Origin of the sequence: Thiomonas sp. FB-Cd, from assembly GCF_000733775.1 — a bacterium.
GTDB lineage: Bacteria > Pseudomonadota > Gammaproteobacteria > Burkholderiales > Burkholderiaceae_C > Thiomonas_A.
In genome coordinates, this window is sequence record NZ_JPOE01000002.1 from 217,854 (window position 1) to 238,329 (window position 20,476).

Consider the following 20,476-nt stretch of genomic DNA (forward strand, 5'->3'; position numbering starts at 1 on the left):
CCTTGGCAGGTCAGCTTCGTCTCAACGCTTGACCACGACTGGGGAATCCGGCAATTCATTTCGCTTGGCGCCGCCCGAATTCGGCGCATGCTCGGCAAGCAGTGTGGTCAGCCCGGCGATGCCACGGAGAACAGCTTCCAGGTGCCGGCCCGCGCTGAGTTGCTCTTCCATGTCTTGGCATACGGACTGCCATTGTGCGGGGGCGACCTTCGACGTGAGGCGGCGGTCGCACACGATTTCCACTGCGTGCTCAGCGAGTAGAAGGTAGATCAACACCCCGTCGTTGTGTTCGGTATCCCACACCCGCAACAGCGAGAACAGTTCGACTGCGCGCTGGCGGGGCGTGACCCCGCGTAGCAATTCGGGCCAGTCCAGCGTGCCCTCGATCGCCACGCGGATTTCGCCTCCGTGCAGGCGTTCGGCGTCATGCACGGCCTGCGTGATGGCCTGCATTGCGCGGCGGGGGAACAGCACGTGTACCCTCGCGGCGGGAAAGAATGCGTGGCGCGCAAAGCGTGCCAGATCGCTACTTACCATCGTCCCGATGCGCCGCCGCCGCCAAAGCCCCCGCCGCCGCCGGAATAGCCCCCGCCAAGACCTCCCCCGCCCCCGCCAAAACCGCCTCCGCCGAAGCCTCCGGGCCAGCCGCCAATGCGGATGCCGCTGAATACGACAACAAACGCAATCAGAGCGGCCAACAGCCCCAACAAACCTGAGCCGGCGAGCAACCACCCAGTTACGCCAGCAACAGCAGCTGAGGCGCCTGCACCCAGCAGCCGGCCGAGCGCGGCGCTGAGCGCATGGCCGAGGATGATGGCGCCGAATATGATGAACAGGCCGAGTTCGATGGGTGACCCCTGCTGTGAATGCGCCCGCTGCACTTGGGCCGGCGCTGGCGGAAGCGCTTCGCCTTCGATCAGTTGCATCAGCCGCGCTACCCCAGCCTGGATTCCTCCGTCATAGTCGCCAAGGCGAAATCGCGGCGTGATGTCCTCGGCGATGATGCGCTTGGCACTGGCGTCTGGAATCGTCCCCTCCAGTCCGTAGCCCACCTCAATGCGCACTGCATGGTCATCCTTGGCGACCAGCACCAGCACGCCGTCGTCGACGCCTTTCCGGCCCAGCTTCCAGATGCCGGTGACGCGAATTGAGTATTGCTCGATGCTCTCCGGTCGCGTGGTGGGCACGATAAGTACCGCGATCTGGCTCCCTTTGCGCGCCGAGAACCCCACGAGTTGTGCATCCAACTGCTGAACCTGTTGCGTGCTCAAGGTCCTTGTGAGATCAGTCACCGGTGCGGTGAGGGGCGGAACGGCAACCAGAGCCCACGCAGGTACCAGCGACGAAAGCCATAGGAGCGCGCCCCATAGCAAGCGGGAGGCAGTATGCCGCATCATGATCGAACTCGGGCGGAGCAAGGCCGCCCTCAATTCGATGCTGCGGGCTTAGGTCTTGGCGCAACAGTGCCAAAATCGACCTTGGGGGGTGTGGCGATCACGCTTTCGTTGTCGACCGTGAAGCTTGGCTTGGTCTTATAGCCGAGCGCCGTGGCCGTGAGGTTGCTCGGGAACTGACGTACCGTGTTGTTGTAGGCCTGCACCGCCTCGATATAGCGCATGCGGGCAACGGTGATGCGGTTTTCCGTGCCCTCGAGCTGCGCTTGCAGGTCGCGAAACGATGCGTCGGCCTTGAGTTGCGGATAGTTCTCGGACACAGCGATGAGGCGCGACAGGGCACTGGTCATCTGTTGTTGAGCCGCCTGAAATTTGGCAAAGGCTTGCGGGTCGTTCACGAGTTCAGGCGTGGCGCTGACCGAACCGACGGACGCGCGCGCCTCTGTCACGGCCGTAAGAACTTCCTTTTCATGGCTGGCGTATCCCTTGACCGTTGCGACCAGGTTCGGTACGAGATCGGCTCGGCGCTGGTATTGGTTGAGTACCTCAGCCCACGAGGCTTTGACCTGCTCGTCCTGCCGCTGCAGAGCGTTGTAGCCGCAACCACTGAGACTTGAAGCAAGCAGAAGCAGGGCGGCAATTAGACGGAGTGGTCGCATGATGGGCCTCGCTGTTCGGCACGGATTTGTGACATACCGAAGCATACGGTGTCATTTTGCGTCGCGCTCAGTTTGGCTCTTGCGCAGTGCTTGGAGGTGGCGCCGCGACGTCTGGACCAGGGCCAGGAATCAGGCTGCGCACGCTTGCATAGAAAGAAAGAATGAAGGCGAGAAACAAGAACAGCGCCACGGGCAGGCTTAGTAACGTGGCGGCTTCCGCGCTGGCTCCGGCTAACTGGGCCAAAAGCACGATGATGATGGGGACGGCGGAAAAGAGCAGGAACCACTGGATGCTATAGAGCATGAACGCGCGCAGGTTGCCTAGCACGATGATGAAGCTTGTGAAGAGCGCCTGCCACGGGCCCATGCCCCACCAACTCACCAAGGGCGGGGCGAACCAGAACGCCATGGACACCGGCACATAGGCCAGCGTTGCCAGTAATGCCGCGATGCGCAAGGCCCCGCTCTTGACTAGCGCGGCAGACGGCATGGCGCCAAACAGTAGCAGTCGCAACAGCGCGCCGCCGTCCACCCAGGATGCAAGCGCTAGAACGCCAACGACGGCCGCCGTATAGAGTACGCCGAGCATGAGCAAGGCGCGGACACGTGGGCGAGCCGTGCGTAACCCAGCCAATAGGACTGTGGGCCACACCGTTTCGCCCACGGCGATTTTTCGAGAGGCAAGCATGAAGCCCAAAGTGGCAATCTGCACAACCAGGAGTGGAACCAGCCCGCCGAGCACCGGTAGCATGGAGAACAGGCCCACCGCGAGGATGTAGCTACTCATCATGAGCAGCACGCTCCAAGGTTGGCGCAGTAGCCAGATGAAACCCAGCTTGACCCAGCTCAGGCCCTCGCGGGCGGGGACGGTACGCAGTTGCATGGTGGTTGGGGGTGATATGGTGAACCCGGGCGCAGCGGGCGGCGCCTGGCTCAGACTGGCGCGTGTTTGGCCTGCGCCGCTCGCACTCGCTGGCGCAGCACGCGCTCGAAATGAGCGGGATCGTGGGGTTTGAGCAGGTGAGCATCGCGCGGAAGATAAAAGTCCGCCAGACGAGAGGCCCAAAAGCGCAGCGCTGCAGCGCGCAGAGCAGCGGGAAGAAGGGCGATCTCTTCGGGGCGCAGGCGACGGACCTGTTCGTAGGCGCTGATCATGGCCTGGGTGCGCTCAGCATCCAGGACGCCGGAAGGCTGGACAATGCACCAGTCGTTCAAGGCGACTGCCAAGTCAAATACCCATGTATCGCATCCCGCGAAATACCAGTCGAAAACGCCTGACAGTACGCCATTGTCGAACAGCGCGTTATCGCGGAACAGGTCGGCATGCACCGCGCTGCGCGGCAGGCGGCTGTACGCGGGGTCCTCTGCGAGTGCGATCTGATAGGCAAGTTCCGCCTCCAGCAAAGCTCGCTGTTCGGTGTTCAGGTAAGGCACGATCCGCGGAACGGTTTCACGTTGCCAGGCCAACCCGCGCAGGTTGGGTTGTTGCAAGGGAAAATCCACGGCTGCCAAGTGCATGCGGGCCAAACAGGTGCCGATCTGGGCACAATGCGTGGGGTCCGGCTGCAATTCGCTGCGGCCGGGAAGGCGCGTGACCAAGGCAGCTGGTTTGTGCTTGATTTCATGCAGGATGCGGCCTTCACGGTCAGCCATCGGGTCCGGCACGGGAATGGTGTGTGTGGCCAGATGGTGCATCAACCGCAGATAAAACGGAAGCTGTTCGGAGCGCAGGCGCTCGAAAAGCGTAAGGACAAAGCATCCGCGTGTAGTCGTGACGAAGTAATTGGTGTTCTCAATACCGCTCGCTATTCCTTGCAGTTCGGTAAGTGAGCCGAGATCAAAGCCAGCCAGGAAGGCTCGGACGTCGTTTGCCTCGAGTGGAGTGAAGACAGCCATGGACGAAGTCAGGACAGGCGCAACGCGTGTGGTGCGCAGGCCGCGCAGTGCACTGGCGCATGGGTATGACGTGGGAGGCGGCCCTGCGGGCGGGCCAAGATCATTTGAACGTGCCGATGGTCCACTGCGCGCGGCCCTGCATGTTTGCGGGGTCTGTGCTGGACGAAACATCGGGCGGCACGACGTTGTAGGCAGCGCCTCCGTGAAGCGGTTGCACATGAATCACGGTGGTCGCGCCACGGACCTGCCGCTCTTGGATGCGCATTGCACGATCCTGCGTCACTTGGTTGCGCACGACAGGTTCGGGATATTTGGATTTGGGCTGCGTGTCGGCCAAGCCGCTCTTGGGCGAAGGGCGAACAGGCGAGTCAACCTGCGCCCACGCGTCGCTCCATGCAAGAGAGACGGTCAGGACCAAGCATGCGGCACGGCGTATGGATCGAGCACAGTTCATGGAGTGAATTTTAACGGCGCGCCAAGGCAGCACTGTCGCTCGCGGCCGGAGTGCGTCCCACCAAAGGTCCGGCCATGCGCTGATAATCCTACCCATGACGCACCAATCCGACAACGCTCCGACTTTGCTGCTGGTCGACGGCTCCAGCTACCTCTACCGCGCTTTTCACGCAATGCCCGATCTGCGCGGCCCACAGGGTGAACCCACCGGCGCGCTTTACGGCATGGTTGCCATGTTGCGGCGCCTGCGCGAACAGTACCCTCCCACCAAGGGTTATCGCCTGGCGGGGTGCGTTTTTGATTCCAAGGGCCCCACCTTTCGCAACGCCATGTACGCCGATTACAAGGCCCAGCGCGCGCCGATGCCTGAGGAATTGGTGCAGCAGATCGAACCGATACACGAAGCGGTGCGCCTCATGGGGTGGCCGCTGCTCGAAGTGCCGCACGTCGAGGCTGACGACGTAATTGGCACGCTGGCGGTGCGCGCGCATGCCAGGCGTGTGCGCACCCTTATTTCCACGGGGGACAAGGATCTTGCACAGTTGGTGAACGACCACATCAGTCTGGTGAACACGATGAGCAACGAGGTTTTGGACGAGCAGGGCGTGCTGACCAAATTCGGCGTTCCGCCGAGGATGATTGTCGACTACCTCGCACTGGTGGGTGACAGCGTGGACAACGTGCCTGGGGTCCGCAATGTCGGCCCCAAGACAGCCGTGAAGTGGTTAAGTCAATATGGCTCGTTGGAGGGCGTGGTCGCCCATGCCGAAGAAATCCCAGGTGCGGTAGGGAAAAACCTGCGAGAGGCACTTGCGTGGCTGCCTACGGCGCGCAAGCTCGTGACCATCGCTACGGATTGCAGCCTCGATGGTTACGTGCAGGATTTCGACGCCGATCTGTGTCCGCAACCCGAAGATGCTGCCGCGCTCATCCCATTTTTTCAGCGCTACGGACTCAAGAAGTTCTTGCACGAGTTGCAAGCTCAGCGACCCTCGCGGCAGGGCTCTCTTCTTGCTGACAGCGGGCTGAACCATGAGGGCGCCGCCGATTTGCCCGCCCAACCCGCGCAACGCGCCGGGCACTATGAGACGGTGTGCACGTGGGGGCAATTTGAGGCATGGTTGGCGCTCGTTGATAGCGCCCCGCTCACGGCTTTGGACACGGAGACAGACTCGCTCGAGCCTATGCGCGCGCGGCTGGTGGGGCTGTCGATATGTGTCGAACCAGGACACGCGGCCTACATTCCGCTCGCGCATGCTTACCCTGGGGCGCCTGCCCAGTTGCCCCTTGATGCAGTCCTCCAGCGTCTCAAGCCCTGGCTGGAAAGCGCTGCAAAGCCCAAGTTGGGCCAAAACAGCAAATACGATCGCCATGTGCTGCAAAATGCCGGCATCAACGTGCGTGGTTACGTCCATGACACGCTTCTGCAAAGCTACGTGCTTGAGGCGCACAAGACGCACAGCTTGGACAGCCTGGTGGTGCGGCACCTCGGGCGTAACGACACCTTGAGCTATGAGCAGGTCTGCGGCAAGGGTGCTAGCGCGATTACTTTTGACCAAGTCGCGCTTGACCTTGCGACCCGGTACAGCGGTGAGGACGCTGACCTGTGCATGCAGGTCCACCGCACTTTGTTCCCGCGTATCGAGGCCGACGCCGGGTTGGCACGCATCTACGAACTGGAGATCCAGGTCAGCCGCGTGTTGCAACGGATGGAGCGTACCGGGGTCTTAATCGATGCAGCGGCGCTGCATGTGCAAAGCGCGGAATTGGCCGCCAAAATGCACGATCTTGAAACCCGTGCCTACGCTCTGGCCGGTGGGCCGTTCAATTTGGCCAGCCCCAAGCAGATCGGCGAGATTCTTTTTGATCGGTTGCAACTGCCGGTGCAGAAAAAGACGGCATCGGGTACGCCGTCCACGGACGAGGAGGTCTTGGAAAAGTTATCTGAAAATTACCCATTACCGCGCGTCATCCTTGACCATCGCGGCCTTTCTAAGCTCAAGAGCACGTATACCGAAAAGCTGCCCCTTATGGTCAATGAGACAACCGGGCGCGTGCACACCAATTACTCGCAAGCCACTGCTGTGACCGGCCGGTTGGCGTCGAACGAGCCGAACCTGCAGAACATTCCGGTGCGCACGACCGAAGGTCGGCGTATTCGCGAGGCCTTCATTGCCCCAGAAGGCTGGTTGATTGCATCGAGTGATTATTCCCAAATTGAGTTGCGCATCATGGCGCACCTGTCCCAGGATAAGGGGTTGTTGGCAGCATTCGCGGCCGGCGAGGACATTCATCGCGCCACGGCTTCAGAGATTTTTGGCGTTACGCCCATCGAGGTTAATGCTGAGCAGCGCCGGATGGCCAAGGTGATCAATTTCGGGTTGATCTACGGCATGAGCGCATTCGGTCTTGCGCGTAATCTGGGGCTGGAACGCGATGCGGCCAAGCTCTACATCGACCGCTACTTCGCGCGCTACCCCGGGGTTGCGGCCTATATGGAACGCACACGTGCTCAAGCCAAGGCCACGGGCTTTGTGGAGACGGTGTTTGGCCGTCGCCTTTGGTTGCCCGAGATCAACTCTCCAAATGGCCCTCGGCGTGCCGCCGCCGAGCGTGCCGCGATCAATGCGCCGATGCAGGGGACCGCGGCAGACCTTATCAAGATGGCGATGGTTGCGGTGGACAGCGCATTGGCGCGCGAAGGATTGCAGACCCGCATGGTGATGCAGGTTCACGACGAGCTCGTGCTTGAAGTCCCGCTCGACGAAACCGAGTGGGTGCGCACCGAGATTCCTCGGTTGATGGCCGGCGTGGCCAGACTTGATGTTCATCTCTTGGCAGAGCTCGGCATGGGCAGAAACTGGGAATTGGCGCATTGATCATTTGCTCGCCCATTCCCCTGCCTCGCCCGGCCCGACGCACAGCGTCGCATCGGCGAAGCCGTCCGGGCGGGAGGGGGCAAGCGGGCGGTTTTCGCTTGTTGTCCTGCGTTTAGCTGGATCAACTCACAGGATTGCAACGCCGCAAAGTCACGCTCAAGCTCAACCCCAACGCCGCGCAGCTTGCGGCGTGGACGCCACTGCACCTGAGCGATACGCGCCAGCTCAAATCGTCGCAGCGCTGCTCGGCGTGCTGGGAGCTCGTTCCCAAGACGCTCAGCCAGCGGACGCAGTGTGCCCGCACTGCGGGCACGTCATGCCGCGCGACCGCAACAGCGCGTTGGTCGTTCTCATCGACGCGCATGCAGCGCAGCAAATCCCTTTTCGGGACACGCCTGGAACAGGCGTGGCGGCGAGACCCAAACCTCGACCCCGGCAACGGGCCAAGTCGAAATCCTTGGCCCACGAAACCCCCTCGACAGCGCCATGCATCGAGCGGCGGGAGAGTTCATCCTCGACACCTCGATCTTGGTACATCGATGCATCTCAGGAACGGGGAAGACCCTTTGTCCAACGGACCGCTTCGGCGAGCGCTGAACTCATTCGTTAGGCCGCATGCCGCATGCCGCATGCCGTACGCGGTCCGTGTGTATTGCCGTAGTCACTCTTGTAGGAGAACAGCGATGACACTTATCGGCGCGCTCAAGGAGTCACCAGCCAATCTCACGGCCGCCTCGAAATTCACCTCAGCCTGCCGCCTTGTGTACCTGGCATCAGGTTCGTTGCTCCTGTTGTGGCCAGCGGCAGTTCAGAAGCTCTTTCTTGATCCGGCATTCGTGGAAAACGAGGCCACGCTCACGCGCCTCCTTGGAATGACCGTGGCCATGATTGGATGGCTCTATATCTTCGTGGGCCGGTCTGGCGGCAGGCAGGTCGTCGCGGCGTCAATTCTTGATCGCATTGTCCTCGTGCCGCTCGTCCTCATATCTGCTGCAGTCAATGGCGTCTTTCCCCACACGCTGCTGATGTTTGCCGTGCTGGATCCCGCGCTGGCGCTTGTCGCATGGCGCTTGCTATCACGAGACGGCTCTCGGACCGCGCGGTCATGACTGACGCGGTACCCGGCCTAGAACTTCGCAAGTCAGTGACATTGAGATCTCACCGCCTTTGACTTTCGCCACCGCGTGCGCGCAAAGGTCGGGGATTCCCACGGCGCTCACCCCGGCATCGAGCCGCGGTGGGCCACTTCGGTGGGTTCCTGCGGCCGGCGGCATGGCTGCACCTCTGAATTCGCAGGCGATCCGGGCGTGTTCCGCCTTCAATCCAGGTTCAATCGAAAGCATTGAGCAGACCGACCGCAAGCCCCTCAACGATGTCTGCGACGTCCGCGCCATTCTTCCCCGCCCCGGGCGGCTGGGCTTGTCCTGCATCTGGTCAGCGCACCACCAGCACCGGTATTTTTGTGTGCGAGAGTACGCGCGCGGTCTGGCTCCCCAGCAGAGCAGAGGTCAACCCTCCGCGGCCGTGGGAGGACATTACGATCAGGTCGCAGTGCTCGCGCTCAGCGACCGCGAGCAGACCGCGCCAAGCCAGCGTGTCTTCCTGCACGGCAGTGTTGCAGGCGATGCCGGCGGCTTTGGCCGCATCCGCAACCTTTTGCACAGCTGCATCAGCCTGAGCGCGGATGGCTTCCTGCCAACCCTCGATGCCGGTGGGCATGACTTCAATGGCGCCGATATAGGGATAGAGATCTACGACCGAAACGGCCGTCACCTTGGCTCCATTCGCCTTCGCTTGTTCAATGGCAATGGGAATAGCTCGCTCAGCAAACTCCGAGCCGTCTGTCGTAATGAGGATGTGTTTGAACATGAAAATCTCCAAAGATCAGGGAAAACCGGCGAAGCTGGCAGAGTGACACAGTGCCGACGAAAAGGCAGCGGCGTTTAACGCTCAGCGCACCACTAGGACCGGCAATTGGGAGTGAGTAAGAAGCTTTTGTGTCTCGCTGCCGAGGAGCACGGCCTGGACGCCGCGTCTCCCGTGCGATGCCATGACCACCAAATCGCATCCTTTCTCGTTAGCCGCCTCAAGGACAGCCTTCCACGGGTGGATGTCCTCGGAAACAACGCATTCACAGCCCACGCCCGCTGTCTTGCAGGCGTCCACCAACGGTTGAAGCGCTGCCTCGGCGGCCTTCGTGGTGCTAGCTCGGTATTCGTCGGCCGTGATCGGCACGGATTCGGCCAGACCTGAGTAAGGATAGGGGTCAGTCACCGTCACGCCCACCACAGCCGCGCCGCATTGCTTGGCGAGTTGCACGGCCGGCGCAATGGCCTTGGTTGCTGTCTCTGAGCCGTCGGTGGGGACCAGAATCTTCCTGTACATCACATTCTCCTTGGTTGGCGAAAGATCAAGACGAGAGAATATCTTGCGTCTAGCGGCCCTGTCGGGCTTTGATCTGATGCAACGTTTGCGCGTGAAACACGATTAAGTGTGGGCCGATTGCCCGATTAGGCCGCCGGATCCTCGATTTGTGTGCCACTTACCATGGGGCGATCACGGTCCGCGCACCATTCGCTCCAAGAACCAGGATAGAGCAAAGAGCCTCCCAGCCCGACGTGATCCAGAGCCAGGATGTTGAGGCAAGCGGATACGCCCGACCCGCACTGGTTGACGATCTCATGGGGTTTGCGCTTGCCCAGCACAGCCAGCCATTCGGTGCGCAGGGCGTCGACAGGCTTGAAACGTCCGTCACTCTGCAAATTATTTCGGAAAAAGCGGCACACAGCGCCGGGAATATGGCCAGCCCTGGGGTCAAGGGTTTCGCCTTGCCCGGCATAGCGCTCTGGCGAGCGGGCGTCCACGAGCAGACGCTGGCCATGGCGCAGGTTGGCCAGTACATCGCCCACCTGAACGAATCCAACAAGCGCGGGTCGGGCCTGAAAATCCCCAACGGGTCGCGGAGCAGGCGTTTCGGTCTGGGACGTTCCGCCTGCTGCGATCCACGCCTGCCAGCCGCCGTCGAGCACGGCGACCCGCTCATGACCCAGCCAGCGCAGCAGCCACCACAGGCGTGCTGCGTAAGGCCCCTGTGCGCGATCGTAGGCGATCACCTGTTGCCCATCGCGTAGGCCCCGTGCACGCAGCAAAGCAGCGAAGGCGTCCCGGTCGGGGAGCGGATGACGACCGTTGTGCCGGCCAGGCGAAGACGACAAATCGCGATCCAGATGAAAGTGAACCGCGCCCGGAATATGGCCACTGGCGTAGTCGTGTGCCCCGGCAGCAGGGTCGCTGAGCTCGTGACTGCAGTCGGCGACAAACGCCTCTGAGAGAATCTCCTGCAGCTGCGACGCGGAAATCAGAGTGTGATGGTAGGTCATGGAAGGGTGGCACCGGTCAGGAGTCCTTGATTATGCCTTCGCGAAAGGTATCTGGATTCCTCGGTCGCAGGCTTCGGCCCATTCCATGCGCTCTGTCTTTGAGCCGGAGCCCCAAATCTTCTCTGGATAGAGGTTTTCCCATCCCCTCGATCGGAACGTCCGCGATCCGCAGCTCATGACGCGCGCATGGCTTATGGCGCCTTCAGGGCGGACAGGGGGTTCTCGGGAGCTTCGGGCATGGTTGCCATTCCGACTGCACATTCCGCCAACAACTCCATGGCCGTGCCGGCATTGCGAGTGAAGGCACGACGTTGCGCATGACCGTCTTGGCCTGGCGTGCCGATGCGCTGTTGCCGCCACGTCAATGGTCAATGCGTCGTCGTGTTGGCCGTACTCTCGTTTATAGAGGTGCATGAACCGCTGCGGGTGTTGCGTTTTGCCGTCGCCGTCGCGGGTTTGGCTTCGAGCCGCTGCGGCCCCGCGTGAGCCTTTTACCGGCGTCGCTGGGCTCGACCGGCGAGTACCGTTCAGGATCACGCGCTGGCGTTGTTGATGAGTCACGGCGCAGCCGGGTCGATGCCCCCTTGGCTGGGCTTCCTCAATGCGCGCTGCCGTGCGCGGCCCGGTCTCGCCAGGGCGATGGACCGCCGGTGCCAGGCCCAAGCAGGACGAGCAGGGGCGCTGGCAGCGCAACGGCGAATCCGCCAAATCGGAGCTCAATGCCGCGACCCTGCGCTCAGCGTTGGGCAAGACGAACGCCTTTTCGACATGCAAGGCGCTGCGAGCGGGCAAGCGGTGCCTGACCGTGTCGGCGCAACACAGCTCGCAGGACTGTGCGGCGTACGGCCATTTTTATCGGGACAGCCGGCCCACGCAGGCCGCTTTGGTCTGTCCGCGCTGCGGGTATCAGGACAGCGCCGACGCCAACGCATCCCGCGTGATTGCGCAGCGTGGCGTGGATGAGGTCCTCGCCGGATCGTGCCGGGAGCGCGATCGCTAGCGCACGATGCGCCTACGGTTCAAGGTCCAACCCGGGTTGGAACGATCCGAAGTCACGCCCATGGAGACCACGGTCAGTCCGGACGTCCGCCATGCCGTCCCGCCCGGGTCGGTGAAGTGTGAAACCCCCGCGAAAACGCCATGCGTTGTCGCGGGGGAGAGCTCAATGTACAGGCCTTGCCCTCAAAGCGGCTTCATGCAACCGTGCCCACCTTGTTGCGGTACCACTCGTGGAAATGACGCATGCCGTCTTCCATAGGGGTCTGGTAGGGGCCGGCTTGATCATCACCCCGTTCCATCAAGGCGCGGCGTCCAGCATCCATGCGTTCCGCGATCTCATCGTCTTCCGTGCAGGTTTCCATGTAGGCCGCGCGTTCAGCCTCGATGAATTCGCGTTCGAAGGCAACGATTTCCTCGGGGTAGTAGAACTCAACCACATTCAGCGTCTTCTGGGGGCCCTGCGGATACAAGGCCGACACCACGAGTACATGTGGGTACCACTCCACCATGATGTTGGGATACAGCGTAAGCCAGATCGCACCATGTTCGGGCGGCACACCTTGGCGGAAATTGAGTACGGCCTGGTGCCATTTCGCGTAAACCTTGCTTCCGGCCTTGCTCAATGCGTTGTTGATGCCCACGGTCTGCACGCTGAAAGCAGTCCCGAACTGCCAGCGCAAATCATCGCAGCTCACGAACTGCCCTAACCCGGGGTGGAAGGGGGCGACGTGGTAGTCCTCCAGATACACCTCGATGAAGGTCTTCCAGTTGTAGTCGCATTGGTGCATCTCGACGTGGTCAAGCACATAACCATTGAAGTCGAGGTACGCGCCAGCCTGCAAGCCCGCTAATGCTTGTGCCACATCGAAGCCGTTGCGTTCGAAAAGGAGCCCGTTCCAACTTTGTGGCTGGGCGTAGCGCTGTAAATGCAAGCAGGGGTCTTCGTTGAAATGGGGCGCCCCAATCAATTCGCCATCGAGCTTGTAGGTCCAGCGATGCAGAGGGCAAACAATATTGCGGCCGGTTTGACCGCGTCCCTTGAGCATGACGGCCTGGCGGTGACGGCACACGTTGGAGAGCAGGTCAACCGATCCTGCAGCATTGCGCAGTAGCACGCGACCGTCGCCTTCGTGGGGCAGCGCATAGTAATCACCGGCGTTCGGCACGGCGAGTTCATGCCCGAGATAGCGTGGCCCGCCATCGAAGATGAGCTGTTTCTCCTTCGCATAAAGCTCGGCGTCAAAATATGCCGTGACCGGCAGTTGGGTTTTGCTCGGGGCCAGATGCACGCTCAAATCCGACATGATGGGCTTCAAATCTCCTGAAAAATCAAATAAATAACGCAAGTCAATTGTAGACCGCCCCGGCTATTCCGAGGTTGGCTATGGCTGGCAGTGTGGCTTACGCCCTAGCCGATAAAATGCCGTATCACCTTTTCCCTTGATTGAGCCAGCCCTGCCGCATCTGTTGATTCGGTTTACGGCGGCATTCCCGCTACAGCCATGAATGCAAGCACGCGCAAACAGACCCTGGTCGATGTACAGCCGGCCAGTTACGAGGACGCCACGGCGGAGCTGGAGCAACTCGTGCAACAACTCGAGTCCGGTCAGATGAGCCTTGATGACACACTGAAGTCGTACCAGCGCGGAGCCGGCCTGTTGCGTTTTTGCCGCGAGAAGCTCCAAGCGGTGGAGCAGCAGATCCAGATGCTGGATGGAACAGAGCTCAAGCCATATGCAAATGACCGCGCCCCCGGCAATTGATGGCATGCCGGATTCTGATGCGCCTGGCGCAAGGCTTTCAATGATGCGAGACTGGGATCATTCGGAAGCCCCATTGCAGGATGCGGAGCCTGCGTTCGACGCCTGGGTGCATACACATGTTGCGCGAATTCAGTCGCTGATTGAGCATCATGTTCCCGGGTGCTCTGCGGCCAGCCCCGCTTTGGCCGAGGCAATGCACTATGCGGCGGCCCTTGGGGGCAAGCGTATACGGCCCCTGTTGGTGTGGGCGGCGGGCGAATGCTTTGATGGTGAACCCGCGGCGCTGGACGCGGCGGCATGCGCGGTCGAACTCGTTCATGCCTACTCCTTAGTGCACGATGATTTGCCCTGCATGGACAACGACATCCTTCGCCGTGGGTTGCCTACGGTACACGTGCAATTCGGGCAAGCCATGGCACTATTGGCTGGCGATGCGCTGCAAAGCCGCGCATTTGAGGTGCTTACGTCCAACCCAGCGGTGCCGCCCGCGGTACAAGCGCGCCTTTGCGCCTTGCTGGCAGGGGCCATTGGTGCCGATGGCATGGCAGGCGGGCAGGCTATTGATTTGGCCGCGACTGGGCATGTGCTTGGCGCGAACGCGCTGACCGACATGCATCGGCGCAAGACGGGCGCGTTGGTCAAGGCAAGCCTGCTGATGGGACTGGCATGCGGGAGCAGCGAGATCCTCATCGACCCTGTCACCGCGCATTGTGAGCAATTGCTCAGGCGCTACGCCGATGCAATTGGCCTGGCTTTCCAAGTTGTGGACGACGTGCTCGACGCCAGTAGCGATTCGGCCACGCTGGGCAAAACCGCTGGCAAAGACGCGCAGCAGGGCAAGGCCACCTTCGTGACACTTTTGGGCTTGGAGCCGGCTTGGGCCCTGGCTCGGCAACTGCTGGGCGAGGCGCTAGGTGCGATTGATGCGCTGCCACCAGCCCAGCGCGCACGTGCTGGGCATCTAACTGCACTTGCACAGCGCATTGTGTCCAGGAATCATTAAACATGGAACTACTCAACCGTATCCAGGATCCGCACGACTTGCGCCGGCTCAAACCCGACCAATTGCCGCAACTGGCGCAGCAATTGCGGCAGTTTATTCTTGACACGGTCTCGCGTACTGGCGGGCATTTGTCATCAAATCTGGGCACTGTGGAGCTGACGGTAGCTCTGCACTACGTGTTCGATACGCCGCAGGACCGCTTGGTGTGGGACGTAGGACATCAGACCTATGCGCACAAAATTCTGACGGGTCGGCGCGAGCAGATGGGAACATTGCGGCAGTATGGCGGCATTTCCGGGTTTCCGCGCCGCGAAGAGTCTCCCTATGACACGTTTGGCACAGCGCACTCATCCACGTCGATCTCGGCAGCGCTTGGCATGGCGCTGGCTGCGCATAGCAAAGGCGAGCGACGCAAGGTGGTGGCCGTGATCGGCGACGGCGCGTTGACGGGTGGCATGGCATTCGAGGCGTTGAACAATGCCGGCGTGCACCCAGAGGCGGACCTGCTGGTGGTGCTCAATGACAATGACATGTCGATCTCGGCTCCGGTAGGAGCGCTTAATCGCTATCTGGCGCGCCTGCTGTCGGGCCGCTTTTACGCAAGCGCGCGAGATGCGGCCAAACAAGTTCTGAAAGTTGCGCCTCCGCCCCTGTTCGAGCTGGCACGACGACTGGAAGAGCATGCCAAGGGCCTGGTGGTGCCCGGCACACTGTTCGAGGAGTTCGGCTTCGACTATATCGGCCCAATCGATGGCCACGACTTGAGCGCACTTGTGCCCACGCTGCAAAACCTGCGCGAGCGTAGCGGACCGCGGTTGCTCCACGTTGTGACCAAGAAAGGCTACGGCTACAAGTTGGCCGAGGCTGACCCCATCACGTACCACGGCCCAGGCCGATTCAACCCGGTTGAGGGGATCAAGCCGCCCGCTGTGGCACCCAAGCCGACTTACGCGCAGGTTTTCGGGCAATGGCTTTGCGACATCGCGGTCAAGGATGATCGCTTGGTCGCCATCACTCCGGCGATGTGCGAGGGGTCCGGCCTCGTTGAGTTCTCCCAGAAGTACCCCGGCCGCTATCACGACGTGGGCATTGCCGAGCAGCATGCTGTCACCTTCGCAGCGGGTCTGGCGTGCGAGGGACTCAAACCGGTCGTTGCTATTTACTCCACCTTCCTTCAGAGAGCCTACGACCAGGTTATCCATGATGTCGCCATACAAAACTTGCCCGTCCTTTTCGCAATCGACCGCGCCGGGGTGGTGGGGGCTGATGGCGCAACGCACACTGGCGCATTTGACATACCGGCACTGCGCTGCCTGCCTAATGTCACACTGATGGCGCCAGCTGACGAAGCGGAATGCCGGCAGATGCTTTGTACCGGGTACAGCCTGAACGGACCTTCGGCTGTGCGTTATCCGCGTGGTGCCGGGGTGGGGGCGCAGGTTAACCGCGCCGATATGGGCGTGCTGACTGTTGGCCGCGCGCAGTTGCGGCGAGCATCACAGGCGCCGAGCGGCCGGCGCATTGCCATACTCGCTTTTGGACCAGTTCTGTATACGGCCTTGAGAGTTGCCGAGTCACTGGATGCTTCAGTGGTGAACATGCGATTCATCAAACCACTGGATGTCGAGTTGTTACACCACATGGCGCAGACCCATGACGCCCTCGTGACGGTGGAGGAGGGCGCTGTACTTGGGGGCGCAGGTTCAGCTTGTATTGGGGCATTGCAGGCGCGGGATTCGCACACGCCCGTACTAAGCCTGGGTTTGCCGGACGCCTGGCTCGAGCATGGTGACCCTGTCCAAATTACGGCCGCAATCGGCCTCGACGCGGCGGGTCTCCTGCACAGCATCCACGCCCGATTCCCTGACATCGTGGGCGACCTACCTGGACCACTTCAACGCGCGGCCAATGCTTAAGGCTCGTGTGAACGTGGCTTACTCGCCGGCAAGCGAAGGAATAGGGTTGGCCACGATAATTGGTCAAAACTCAGTCAACCAATTCGTCGTCCATGCCTGAGCGGACGAGACCTGTCCCGACCATGAACAAACCTCTCGAACTTATCCCCGATATTCAGAGCGGCACAGATGACCGTCGTATCGCCATCCAGCGTGTAGGGGTCAAAAGCCTGCGCTATCCACTGGTCGTGCGTATGGTTGACGGAAGCGCGCAGGCAACGGTAGCCATGGTCGATGCCGATGTGGCCTTGCCGGCTAATAAGAAAGGCACACACATGTCGCGCTTCGTCGAAGTGCTCGAGGGGTTGGTCGAACCGCTGGACCATGCCGGGTTGGTTGCTTTGGCGCAGACGATGCGCCAACGTTTGCAGGCAGACGCAGGGCAGATTGCATTTCGTTTTCCCCTGTTCATACGCAAAACCGCTCCCGTGAGCAAGGTACAAAGCTTGATGGATTACGAGGCGGTCTGGATCGCACGCGTCGATGGCCCAAAGACACAAATCACCGCAAGCGTGCAGGTTCCGGTGAAGGCGCTGTGCCCCTGTTCGAAGGAAATCTCGGATTACGGTGCGCACAACCAGCGGTCACACATCACCATCGCGGTTGACCTTCTGGAGCCACTGGCTTTTGAGCGGCTGATTCGCATCGCAGAGGAAGAAGCGTCGTGCGAAATCTGGGGCCTTCTCAAGCGGCCCGACGAAAAATACGTTACCGAGCGTGCCTACGAAAACCCCAAGTTCGTCGAGGATTTGGTGCGCGACGTCGCAGCACGCGTGCAAAAGGATCTGCGCATCGAGCATTTTGTGGTCGAAGCGGAGAACTTCGAGTCGATCCACAACCACTCGGCTTACGCTCGAATCGAGGGGTGATGCGCGTAGGGCAGCTCTGCGCTGAGGTTGATTAGGCCTGTCCGAGAAGAGCTTTGGCGCGTGCCGATGCCTGTGCCATATCGGCCCGTCCAGCCAGGCGAGACTTGAGGATGCCCATCACCTTGCCCAATTCCTGTGGGCCTTTCGCGCCAGTGTCTTTGATCGCGGCGCGAATTTCCCCATCGAGCGCATCTTCGCTCAAACGCTCAGGCAAATAGGGCTCCAGCACCGCGATTTCAGCACCTTCCTTCGCGGCGAGATCGGACCGGTTGCCAGCTTCAAATTGCGTGATCGCGTCTCGCCGTTGTTTGATCATCTTGTCGATGATGGAAACGATGGCGGGATCGTCCAACTCCACGCGCTCGTCGACTTCCCTTTGCTTCATCGCGGCCAGCAGCATGCGTATCGTGCCCAGACGCTCAGCATCCTTGGCCCGCATTGCCGCCTTCATGTCGTCTTGAATGCGTGTCTTGAGGTTCATGATGAGAAAAAGCCCGCAGACATGCATGATTTGCGGGCAAGATGGACAAACGATGTTTGCATGGCGTCACTCACGATGGCGAGCAAAAGATAAAGCCCCTCGTGATCTCACGCAGAGCCGGTTGTGCCCGGCCCGAGAAGAATCAGTACAGGCGCTTGGGGAGCATGTGGCTGCGAATGCGCTTGTAATGGCGCTTGACCGCAGCGGCTTTCTTGCGCTTGCGCTCGGCGGTGGGCTTTTCATAAAACTGGCGTGCGCGCAGATCCGTCAACAGGCCGAGTTTTTCAATCGTGCGCTTGAAGCGGCGCAGGGCAACATCGAAGGGTTCGTTTTCTTTGATGCGAATCGTGGTCATTGCAAACAGCTACCTTTCAGCGAAGTCTGGGCGCGGACTACTGAACTACAAGTCTCGGCGTAATCAGGAGAGGGTGAAAAAACCGGTAAAGTATACCAATATCCATCCAGTAGACGTTGAACTAATTCCGGCGACCACGTCAATGCTGGTACGACTCATACCAATGTCTCCAGAGCACAACAACAAATTGGCTTCGTCCCACGCACCTCTTTGCATCTTAGGGCTCGAAACTTCATGTGATGAAACCGGCGTTGCGGTCTACCACAGCGAGCGCGGTCTGCTCGCACATGCTTTGCATTCGCAAGTGGCCATGCACCGGCTCTATGGTGGTGTCGTACCAGAGCTGGCATCGCGCGACCATATCGCGCGCACGCTGCCGTTGATTGAGCACACACTCACAGAGGCGGATTGCACGCTGGCAGACCTTGATGCCATTGCCTACACGCGTGGTCCCGGGTTGGCAGGGGCACTGCTGGTGGGGGCGGGGCTCGCCACCGCCTTGGCGATGGCGGCGGACAAGCCCCTCATTGGCATCCACCATCTCGAAGGTCATCTGTTGTCGCCCTTGCTGTCGGATTCCGGGTTGACCTTTCCTTTCGTGGCCTTGCTGGTGTCGGGTGGCCATACCATGTTGCTGGACGTGATTGCGCTTGGCGATTACCGGCTCTTGGGGGAAACGGTGGACGACGCTGCGGGCGAGGCGTTCGACAAATCAGCCATGCTTCTCGGTCTGGGCTATCCGGGTGGGCCAGAGCTGGCCCGTATGGCATCTTTCGGAAATCCGCAAGCTTTCGCGTTACCCAGGCCCAAGTTGCATAGTGGCGACCTGGACTTTTCCTTCGCGGGGCTAAAAACCGCGGTGCTGACCAAAGTCAGGCAATTGGGTACCAATAGTTGTGAACAGAGCCGCGCAGACCTCGCGGCCGCCACCCAGGAGGCAATCACCGACGTCCTGGTGAGCAAGGCGATGGAGGCGACGCGGCTCACGAACCGGTCGACTTTGGTGGTGGCAGGGGGCGTCGGGGCAAATCGTCGTTTGCGGGAAAAGCTCGATCAGGCTTGCATGAAGGCCGGGAAGCATGTGTACTACCCTGATCTGCAGTGGTGCACTGACAATGGACCGATGATCGCATACGCTGCTTGCCGTAGGTTGCAAGCTGGATTGGCGAGCGCGAGCCGGGATTACGCCTTTGATGTTCGCCCGCGCTGGGACCTGGCAGAGTTGGTTTCCACCGCCAGCTTTGAGCATCGTGCAACCGCAAACTGAGTGGGGGCGCTCGTCTGGGCGATGGTCAGACTTCCCACACGCCCAAGGGCTTAAAATCGTAATCTTCGCCACTGCTGGCGTGGCCACGCGCGTTGCAGATCACGCGGGTGCTGCCTGTCTGGTAGTCATGTCGGCAATGCAAGTGGCCGTGAATCCATAGGTGGCAACGTTCAATAAGGTCATCGTAGGCGTTGCAGAAGCTGGCTGTGGCGCCGTTCACCGGATACCGAGAATCCGTGCTGCGCAGGCTTGGCGCAAAATGGGTGACGACGACGGTCCTGTCATACACGCCAGCCACGCTGGGTGGTGCTTGCAGCGCATTCGTTAGCCATTCTTTATTGCGCAGGCCTTCTTGGCGCAGGGCTTCAGCGTCCATTGGCAGCCCGTATCGCGAGGAGCGCTGGACTTCCTCGATGAAATACCGAGCGGCGCGCATGCAACGCTGACGTTCTGCAGCGCCAAAAAGGTCGAAGTCGTTCCACAGCGTAGTGCCGACGAAACGCACCAGCTGCTCACCGAAGCGCATGACCACGGTTTCGCGCTCGAGCATCGTGATGCCGAGCCGTTCGCAGCGCGTGCGCAGAGCTTTCAGCGTGGAGTCGAAATCCTTGTTGTCGAACTCATGATTGCCGGCGACGAACAGGACGGGCACAGGCCAGTTGGCGAACAACTCCAAGCCGTCGTGATGGGCGTCAATGTCTCCAGCCAGGATCAGCGCGTCCGCAGTGGGCGCCGGCGTAGGCGCGAAGGTTTGCGTTTCAAGGTGGAGGTCAGAGAGAAGTTGAAGGCGCATGTCCGGAGCGCGGATCGGCGTGGTTGGATTGGGCAGGCTTTCGATCGCCGCCAATGTACCCGCAAATGGCCGGCAATGGCAGGGGATGCGGCGGGGCCTCGCTCGAAATGAGGCGATGGTGTGAAGTTGTTCACATGACGCCAGGAAAATGTGTCTTCTTCCCGCTTTGTCTTTGTCCTTTGTGTAAATCACGGCGCTTGCAGCGTGCGCGCTATCCTTCCTCGGCCTGAACAAATGCCCGCGCGTTCCCCTTCCTCGCCCGGCCCGACGCACAGCGTCGCTCAGGCGAAGCCGACCGGGCAGGAGGGGGTCAAGCGGGCGGGTTTCGCT

At 60.9% G+C, this 20,476-nt stretch carries 21 protein-coding genes; 8 read left to right on the plus strand and 13 right to left on the minus strand.

From position 1 onward, the window contains the following. Nucleotides 1-21: 21 nt before the first annotated feature. The 6 genes from CD04_RS0101070 to CD04_RS0101095 all read right to left on the minus strand — a co-directional run bounded on the left by CD04_RS0101070 (nt 22) and on the right by CD04_RS0101095 (nt 4,403). On the minus strand, nt 22-537 hold the full coding sequence (locus CD04_RS0101070; RefSeq protein WP_031403977.1) for a TPM domain-containing protein: 516 nt from the start codon (nt 535-537) through the stop codon (nt 22-24). Then, complete coding sequence (locus CD04_RS0101075; protein WP_197032990.1) at nt 531-1,397, minus strand: YgcG family protein; 867 nt, start codon at nt 1,395-1,397, stop codon at nt 531-533. Before CD04_RS0101075 ends, CD04_RS0101070 begins: the two co-directional genes overlap by 7 nt. Nucleotides 1,398-1,426: 29 nt before the next feature. Beyond that, entirely contained in the window at nt 1,427-2,053 is a 627-nt protein-coding gene (locus tag CD04_RS0101080) for a LemA family protein (RefSeq protein ID WP_038167380.1), read from the minus strand. Nucleotides 2,054-2,120: 67 nt separating this feature from the next. Continuing rightward, a complete protein-coding gene (locus tag CD04_RS0101085; protein ID WP_051848838.1) occupies nt 2,121-2,936 on the minus strand; it encodes a BPSS1780 family membrane protein in 816 nt (271 codons plus the stop codon). Between the two features lie 50 nt (nt 2,937-2,986). Continuing rightward, nucleotides 2,987-3,949 carry a homoserine kinase gene (locus CD04_RS0101090; protein ID WP_031403981.1) on the minus strand — a complete coding sequence of 321 codons (963 nt, stop codon included), beginning with the start codon at nt 3,947-3,949 and terminating at the stop codon, nt 2,987-2,989. A 100-nt stretch (nt 3,950-4,049) separates the two neighbouring features. Further along, nucleotides 4,050-4,403 (minus strand): hypothetical protein, encoded by a 354-nt coding sequence (locus tag CD04_RS0101095; protein WP_231480417.1) that lies wholly within the window; start codon nt 4,401-4,403, stop codon nt 4,050-4,052. A 94-nt stretch (nt 4,404-4,497) separates the two neighbouring features. On the opposite strand from CD04_RS0101095, the gene polA reads away from it, so the two are divergent. After that, nucleotides 4,498-7,281 (plus strand): DNA polymerase I, encoded by a 2,784-nt coding sequence (gene polA, locus CD04_RS0101100; RefSeq protein WP_031403983.1) that lies wholly within the window; start codon nt 4,498-4,500, stop codon nt 7,279-7,281. Between the two features lie 683 nt (nt 7,282-7,964). After that, nucleotides 7,965-8,390 carry a hypothetical protein gene (locus CD04_RS0101110; protein ID WP_038167384.1) on the plus strand — a complete coding sequence of 142 codons (426 nt, stop codon included), beginning with the start codon at nt 7,965-7,967 and terminating at the stop codon, nt 8,388-8,390. Between the two features lie 325 nt (nt 8,391-8,715). Here CD04_RS0101110 and CD04_RS0101115 read toward each other — a convergent pair whose 3' ends face one another. The 3 genes from CD04_RS0101115 to CD04_RS0101125 form a co-directional block, all read right to left on the minus strand. Next, complete coding sequence (locus CD04_RS0101115; protein ID WP_031403986.1) at nt 8,716-9,150, minus strand: universal stress protein; 435 nt, start codon at nt 9,148-9,150, stop codon at nt 8,716-8,718. An 81-nt stretch (nt 9,151-9,231) separates the two neighbouring features. After that, a complete protein-coding gene (locus CD04_RS0101120; RefSeq protein WP_031403987.1) occupies nt 9,232-9,666 on the minus strand; it encodes a universal stress protein in 435 nt (144 codons plus the stop codon). Between the two features lie 125 nt (nt 9,667-9,791). Further along, nucleotides 9,792-10,661 carry a sulfurtransferase gene (locus CD04_RS0101125; RefSeq protein WP_031403988.1) on the minus strand — a complete coding sequence of 290 codons (870 nt, stop codon included), beginning with the start codon at nt 10,659-10,661 and terminating at the stop codon, nt 9,792-9,794. Nucleotides 10,662-11,262: 601 nt separating this feature from the next. On the opposite strand from CD04_RS0101125, the gene CD04_RS21235 reads away from it, so the two are divergent. Continuing rightward, nucleotides 11,263-11,661, plus strand: a complete 399-nt coding sequence (locus tag CD04_RS21235) for a zinc ribbon domain-containing protein (protein ID WP_038167386.1) — start codon at nt 11,263-11,265, stop codon at nt 11,659-11,661. A gap of 193 nt (nt 11,662-11,854) precedes the next feature. On the opposite strand, the gene CD04_RS0101140 is transcribed toward CD04_RS21235, so the two are convergent. Then, complete coding sequence (locus CD04_RS0101140) at nt 11,855-12,964, minus strand: aromatic ring-hydroxylating dioxygenase subunit alpha (protein ID WP_031403989.1); 1,110 nt, start codon at nt 12,962-12,964, stop codon at nt 11,855-11,857. 198 nt (nt 12,965-13,162) lie between these two features. Between CD04_RS0101140 and CD04_RS0101145 the strand changes: the two genes are divergently transcribed. From CD04_RS0101145 to folE2, 4 genes are all read left to right on the plus strand, one after another. Further along, entirely contained in the window at nt 13,163-13,423 is a 261-nt protein-coding gene (locus CD04_RS0101145; protein ID WP_051848839.1) for an exodeoxyribonuclease VII small subunit, read from the plus strand. 43 nt (nt 13,424-13,466) lie between these two features. Continuing rightward, nucleotides 13,467-14,426: a polyprenyl synthetase family protein gene (locus tag CD04_RS0101150; protein ID WP_231480593.1), complete on the plus strand. Its 960-nt coding sequence runs from the start codon at nt 13,467-13,469 to the stop codon at nt 14,424-14,426. A 2-nt stretch (nt 14,427-14,428) separates the two neighbouring features. Continuing rightward, nucleotides 14,429-16,342, plus strand: coding sequence for a 1-deoxy-D-xylulose-5-phosphate synthase (gene dxs / locus CD04_RS0101155; RefSeq protein ID WP_031403992.1), 1,914 nt, complete (start codon nt 14,429-14,431; stop codon nt 16,340-16,342). A gap of 122 nt (nt 16,343-16,464) precedes the next feature. Further along, complete coding sequence (gene folE2 / locus CD04_RS0101160) at nt 16,465-17,250, plus strand: GTP cyclohydrolase FolE2 (protein ID WP_031403993.1); 786 nt, start codon at nt 16,465-16,467, stop codon at nt 17,248-17,250. 31 nt (nt 17,251-17,281) lie between these two features. Here the strand turns inward: folE2 and CD04_RS0101165 are convergent, their stop codons facing one another. Then, a complete protein-coding gene (locus CD04_RS0101165; RefSeq protein ID WP_031403994.1) occupies nt 17,282-17,731 on the minus strand; it encodes a GatB/YqeY domain-containing protein in 450 nt (149 codons plus the stop codon). A gap of 142 nt (nt 17,732-17,873) precedes the next feature. Then, nucleotides 17,874-18,086 (minus strand): 30S ribosomal protein S21, encoded by a 213-nt coding sequence (rpsU, locus tag CD04_RS0101170; protein ID WP_018913976.1) that lies wholly within the window; start codon nt 18,084-18,086, stop codon nt 17,874-17,876. A 163-nt stretch (nt 18,087-18,249) separates the two neighbouring features. On the opposite strand from rpsU, the gene tsaD reads away from it, so the two are divergent. Next, a complete protein-coding gene (gene tsaD / locus CD04_RS0101175; RefSeq protein ID WP_051848840.1) occupies nt 18,250-19,353 on the plus strand; it encodes a tRNA (adenosine(37)-N6)-threonylcarbamoyltransferase complex transferase subunit TsaD in 1,104 nt (367 codons plus the stop codon). 25 nt (nt 19,354-19,378) lie between these two features. On the opposite strand, the gene CD04_RS0101180 is transcribed toward tsaD, so the two are convergent. Further along, nucleotides 19,379-20,146, minus strand: coding sequence for a metallophosphoesterase (locus CD04_RS0101180; RefSeq protein ID WP_031403996.1), 768 nt, complete (start codon nt 20,144-20,146; stop codon nt 19,379-19,381). Nucleotides 20,147-20,476: the final 330 nt, after the last annotated feature.

Coding starts and splice junctions, on each gene's coding strand:
- CD04_RS0101095 (WP_231480417.1), bottom strand. CDS start 4,403: ATGAACTGTGCTCGATCCATACGCCGTGCCGCATGCTTGGTCCTGACC.
- folE2 (WP_031403993.1), top strand. CDS start 16,465: ATGAACAAACCTCTCGAACTTATCCCCGATATTCAGAGCGGCACAGAT.
- CD04_RS0101090 (WP_031403981.1), bottom strand. CDS start 3,949: ATGGCTGTCTTCACTCCACTCGAGGCAAACGACGTCCGAGCCTTCCTG.
- CD04_RS0101180 (WP_031403996.1), bottom strand. CDS start 20,146: ATGCGCCTTCAACTTCTCTCTGACCTCCACCTTGAAACGCAAACCTTC.
- CD04_RS0101165 (WP_031403994.1), bottom strand. CDS start 17,731: ATGAACCTCAAGACACGCATTCAAGACGACATGAAGGCGGCAATGCGG.
- CD04_RS0101150 (WP_231480593.1), top strand. CDS start 13,467: ATGCGAGACTGGGATCATTCGGAAGCCCCATTGCAGGATGCGGAGCCT.
- CD04_RS0101125 (WP_031403988.1), bottom strand. CDS start 10,661: ATGACCTACCATCACACTCTGATTTCCGCGTCGCAGCTGCAGGAGATT.
- polA (WP_031403983.1), top strand. CDS start 4,498: ATGACGCACCAATCCGACAACGCTCCGACTTTGCTGCTGGTCGACGGC.
- CD04_RS0101085 (WP_051848838.1), bottom strand. CDS start 2,936: ATGCAACTGCGTACCGTCCCCGCCCGCGAGGGCCTGAGCTGGGTCAAG.
- CD04_RS0101140 (WP_031403989.1), bottom strand. CDS start 12,964: ATGTCGGATTTGAGCGTGCATCTGGCCCCGAGCAAAACCCAACTGCCG.
- CD04_RS0101120 (WP_031403987.1), bottom strand. CDS start 9,666: ATGTACAGGAAGATTCTGGTCCCCACCGACGGCTCAGAGACAGCAACC.
- CD04_RS0101070 (WP_031403977.1), bottom strand. CDS start 537: ATGGTAAGTAGCGATCTGGCACGCTTTGCGCGCCACGCATTCTTTCCC.
- tsaD (WP_051848840.1), top strand. CDS start 18,250: ATGTCTCCAGAGCACAACAACAAATTGGCTTCGTCCCACGCACCTCTT.
- CD04_RS0101115 (WP_031403986.1), bottom strand. CDS start 9,150: ATGTTCAAACACATCCTCATTACGACAGACGGCTCGGAGTTTGCTGAG.
- CD04_RS21235 (WP_038167386.1), top strand. CDS start 11,263: ATGCGCGCTGCCGTGCGCGGCCCGGTCTCGCCAGGGCGATGGACCGCC.
- CD04_RS0101110 (WP_038167384.1), top strand. CDS start 7,965: ATGACACTTATCGGCGCGCTCAAGGAGTCACCAGCCAATCTCACGGCC.
- CD04_RS0101145 (WP_051848839.1), top strand. CDS start 13,163: ATGAATGCAAGCACGCGCAAACAGACCCTGGTCGATGTACAGCCGGCC.
- CD04_RS0101075 (WP_197032990.1), bottom strand. CDS start 1,397: ATGATGCGGCATACTGCCTCCCGCTTGCTATGGGGCGCGCTCCTATGG.
- dxs (WP_031403992.1), top strand. CDS start 14,429: ATGGAACTACTCAACCGTATCCAGGATCCGCACGACTTGCGCCGGCTC.
- rpsU (WP_018913976.1), bottom strand. CDS start 18,086: ATGACCACGATTCGCATCAAAGAAAACGAACCCTTCGATGTTGCCCTG.
- CD04_RS0101080 (WP_038167380.1), bottom strand. CDS start 2,053: ATGCGACCACTCCGTCTAATTGCCGCCCTGCTTCTGCTTGCTTCAAGT.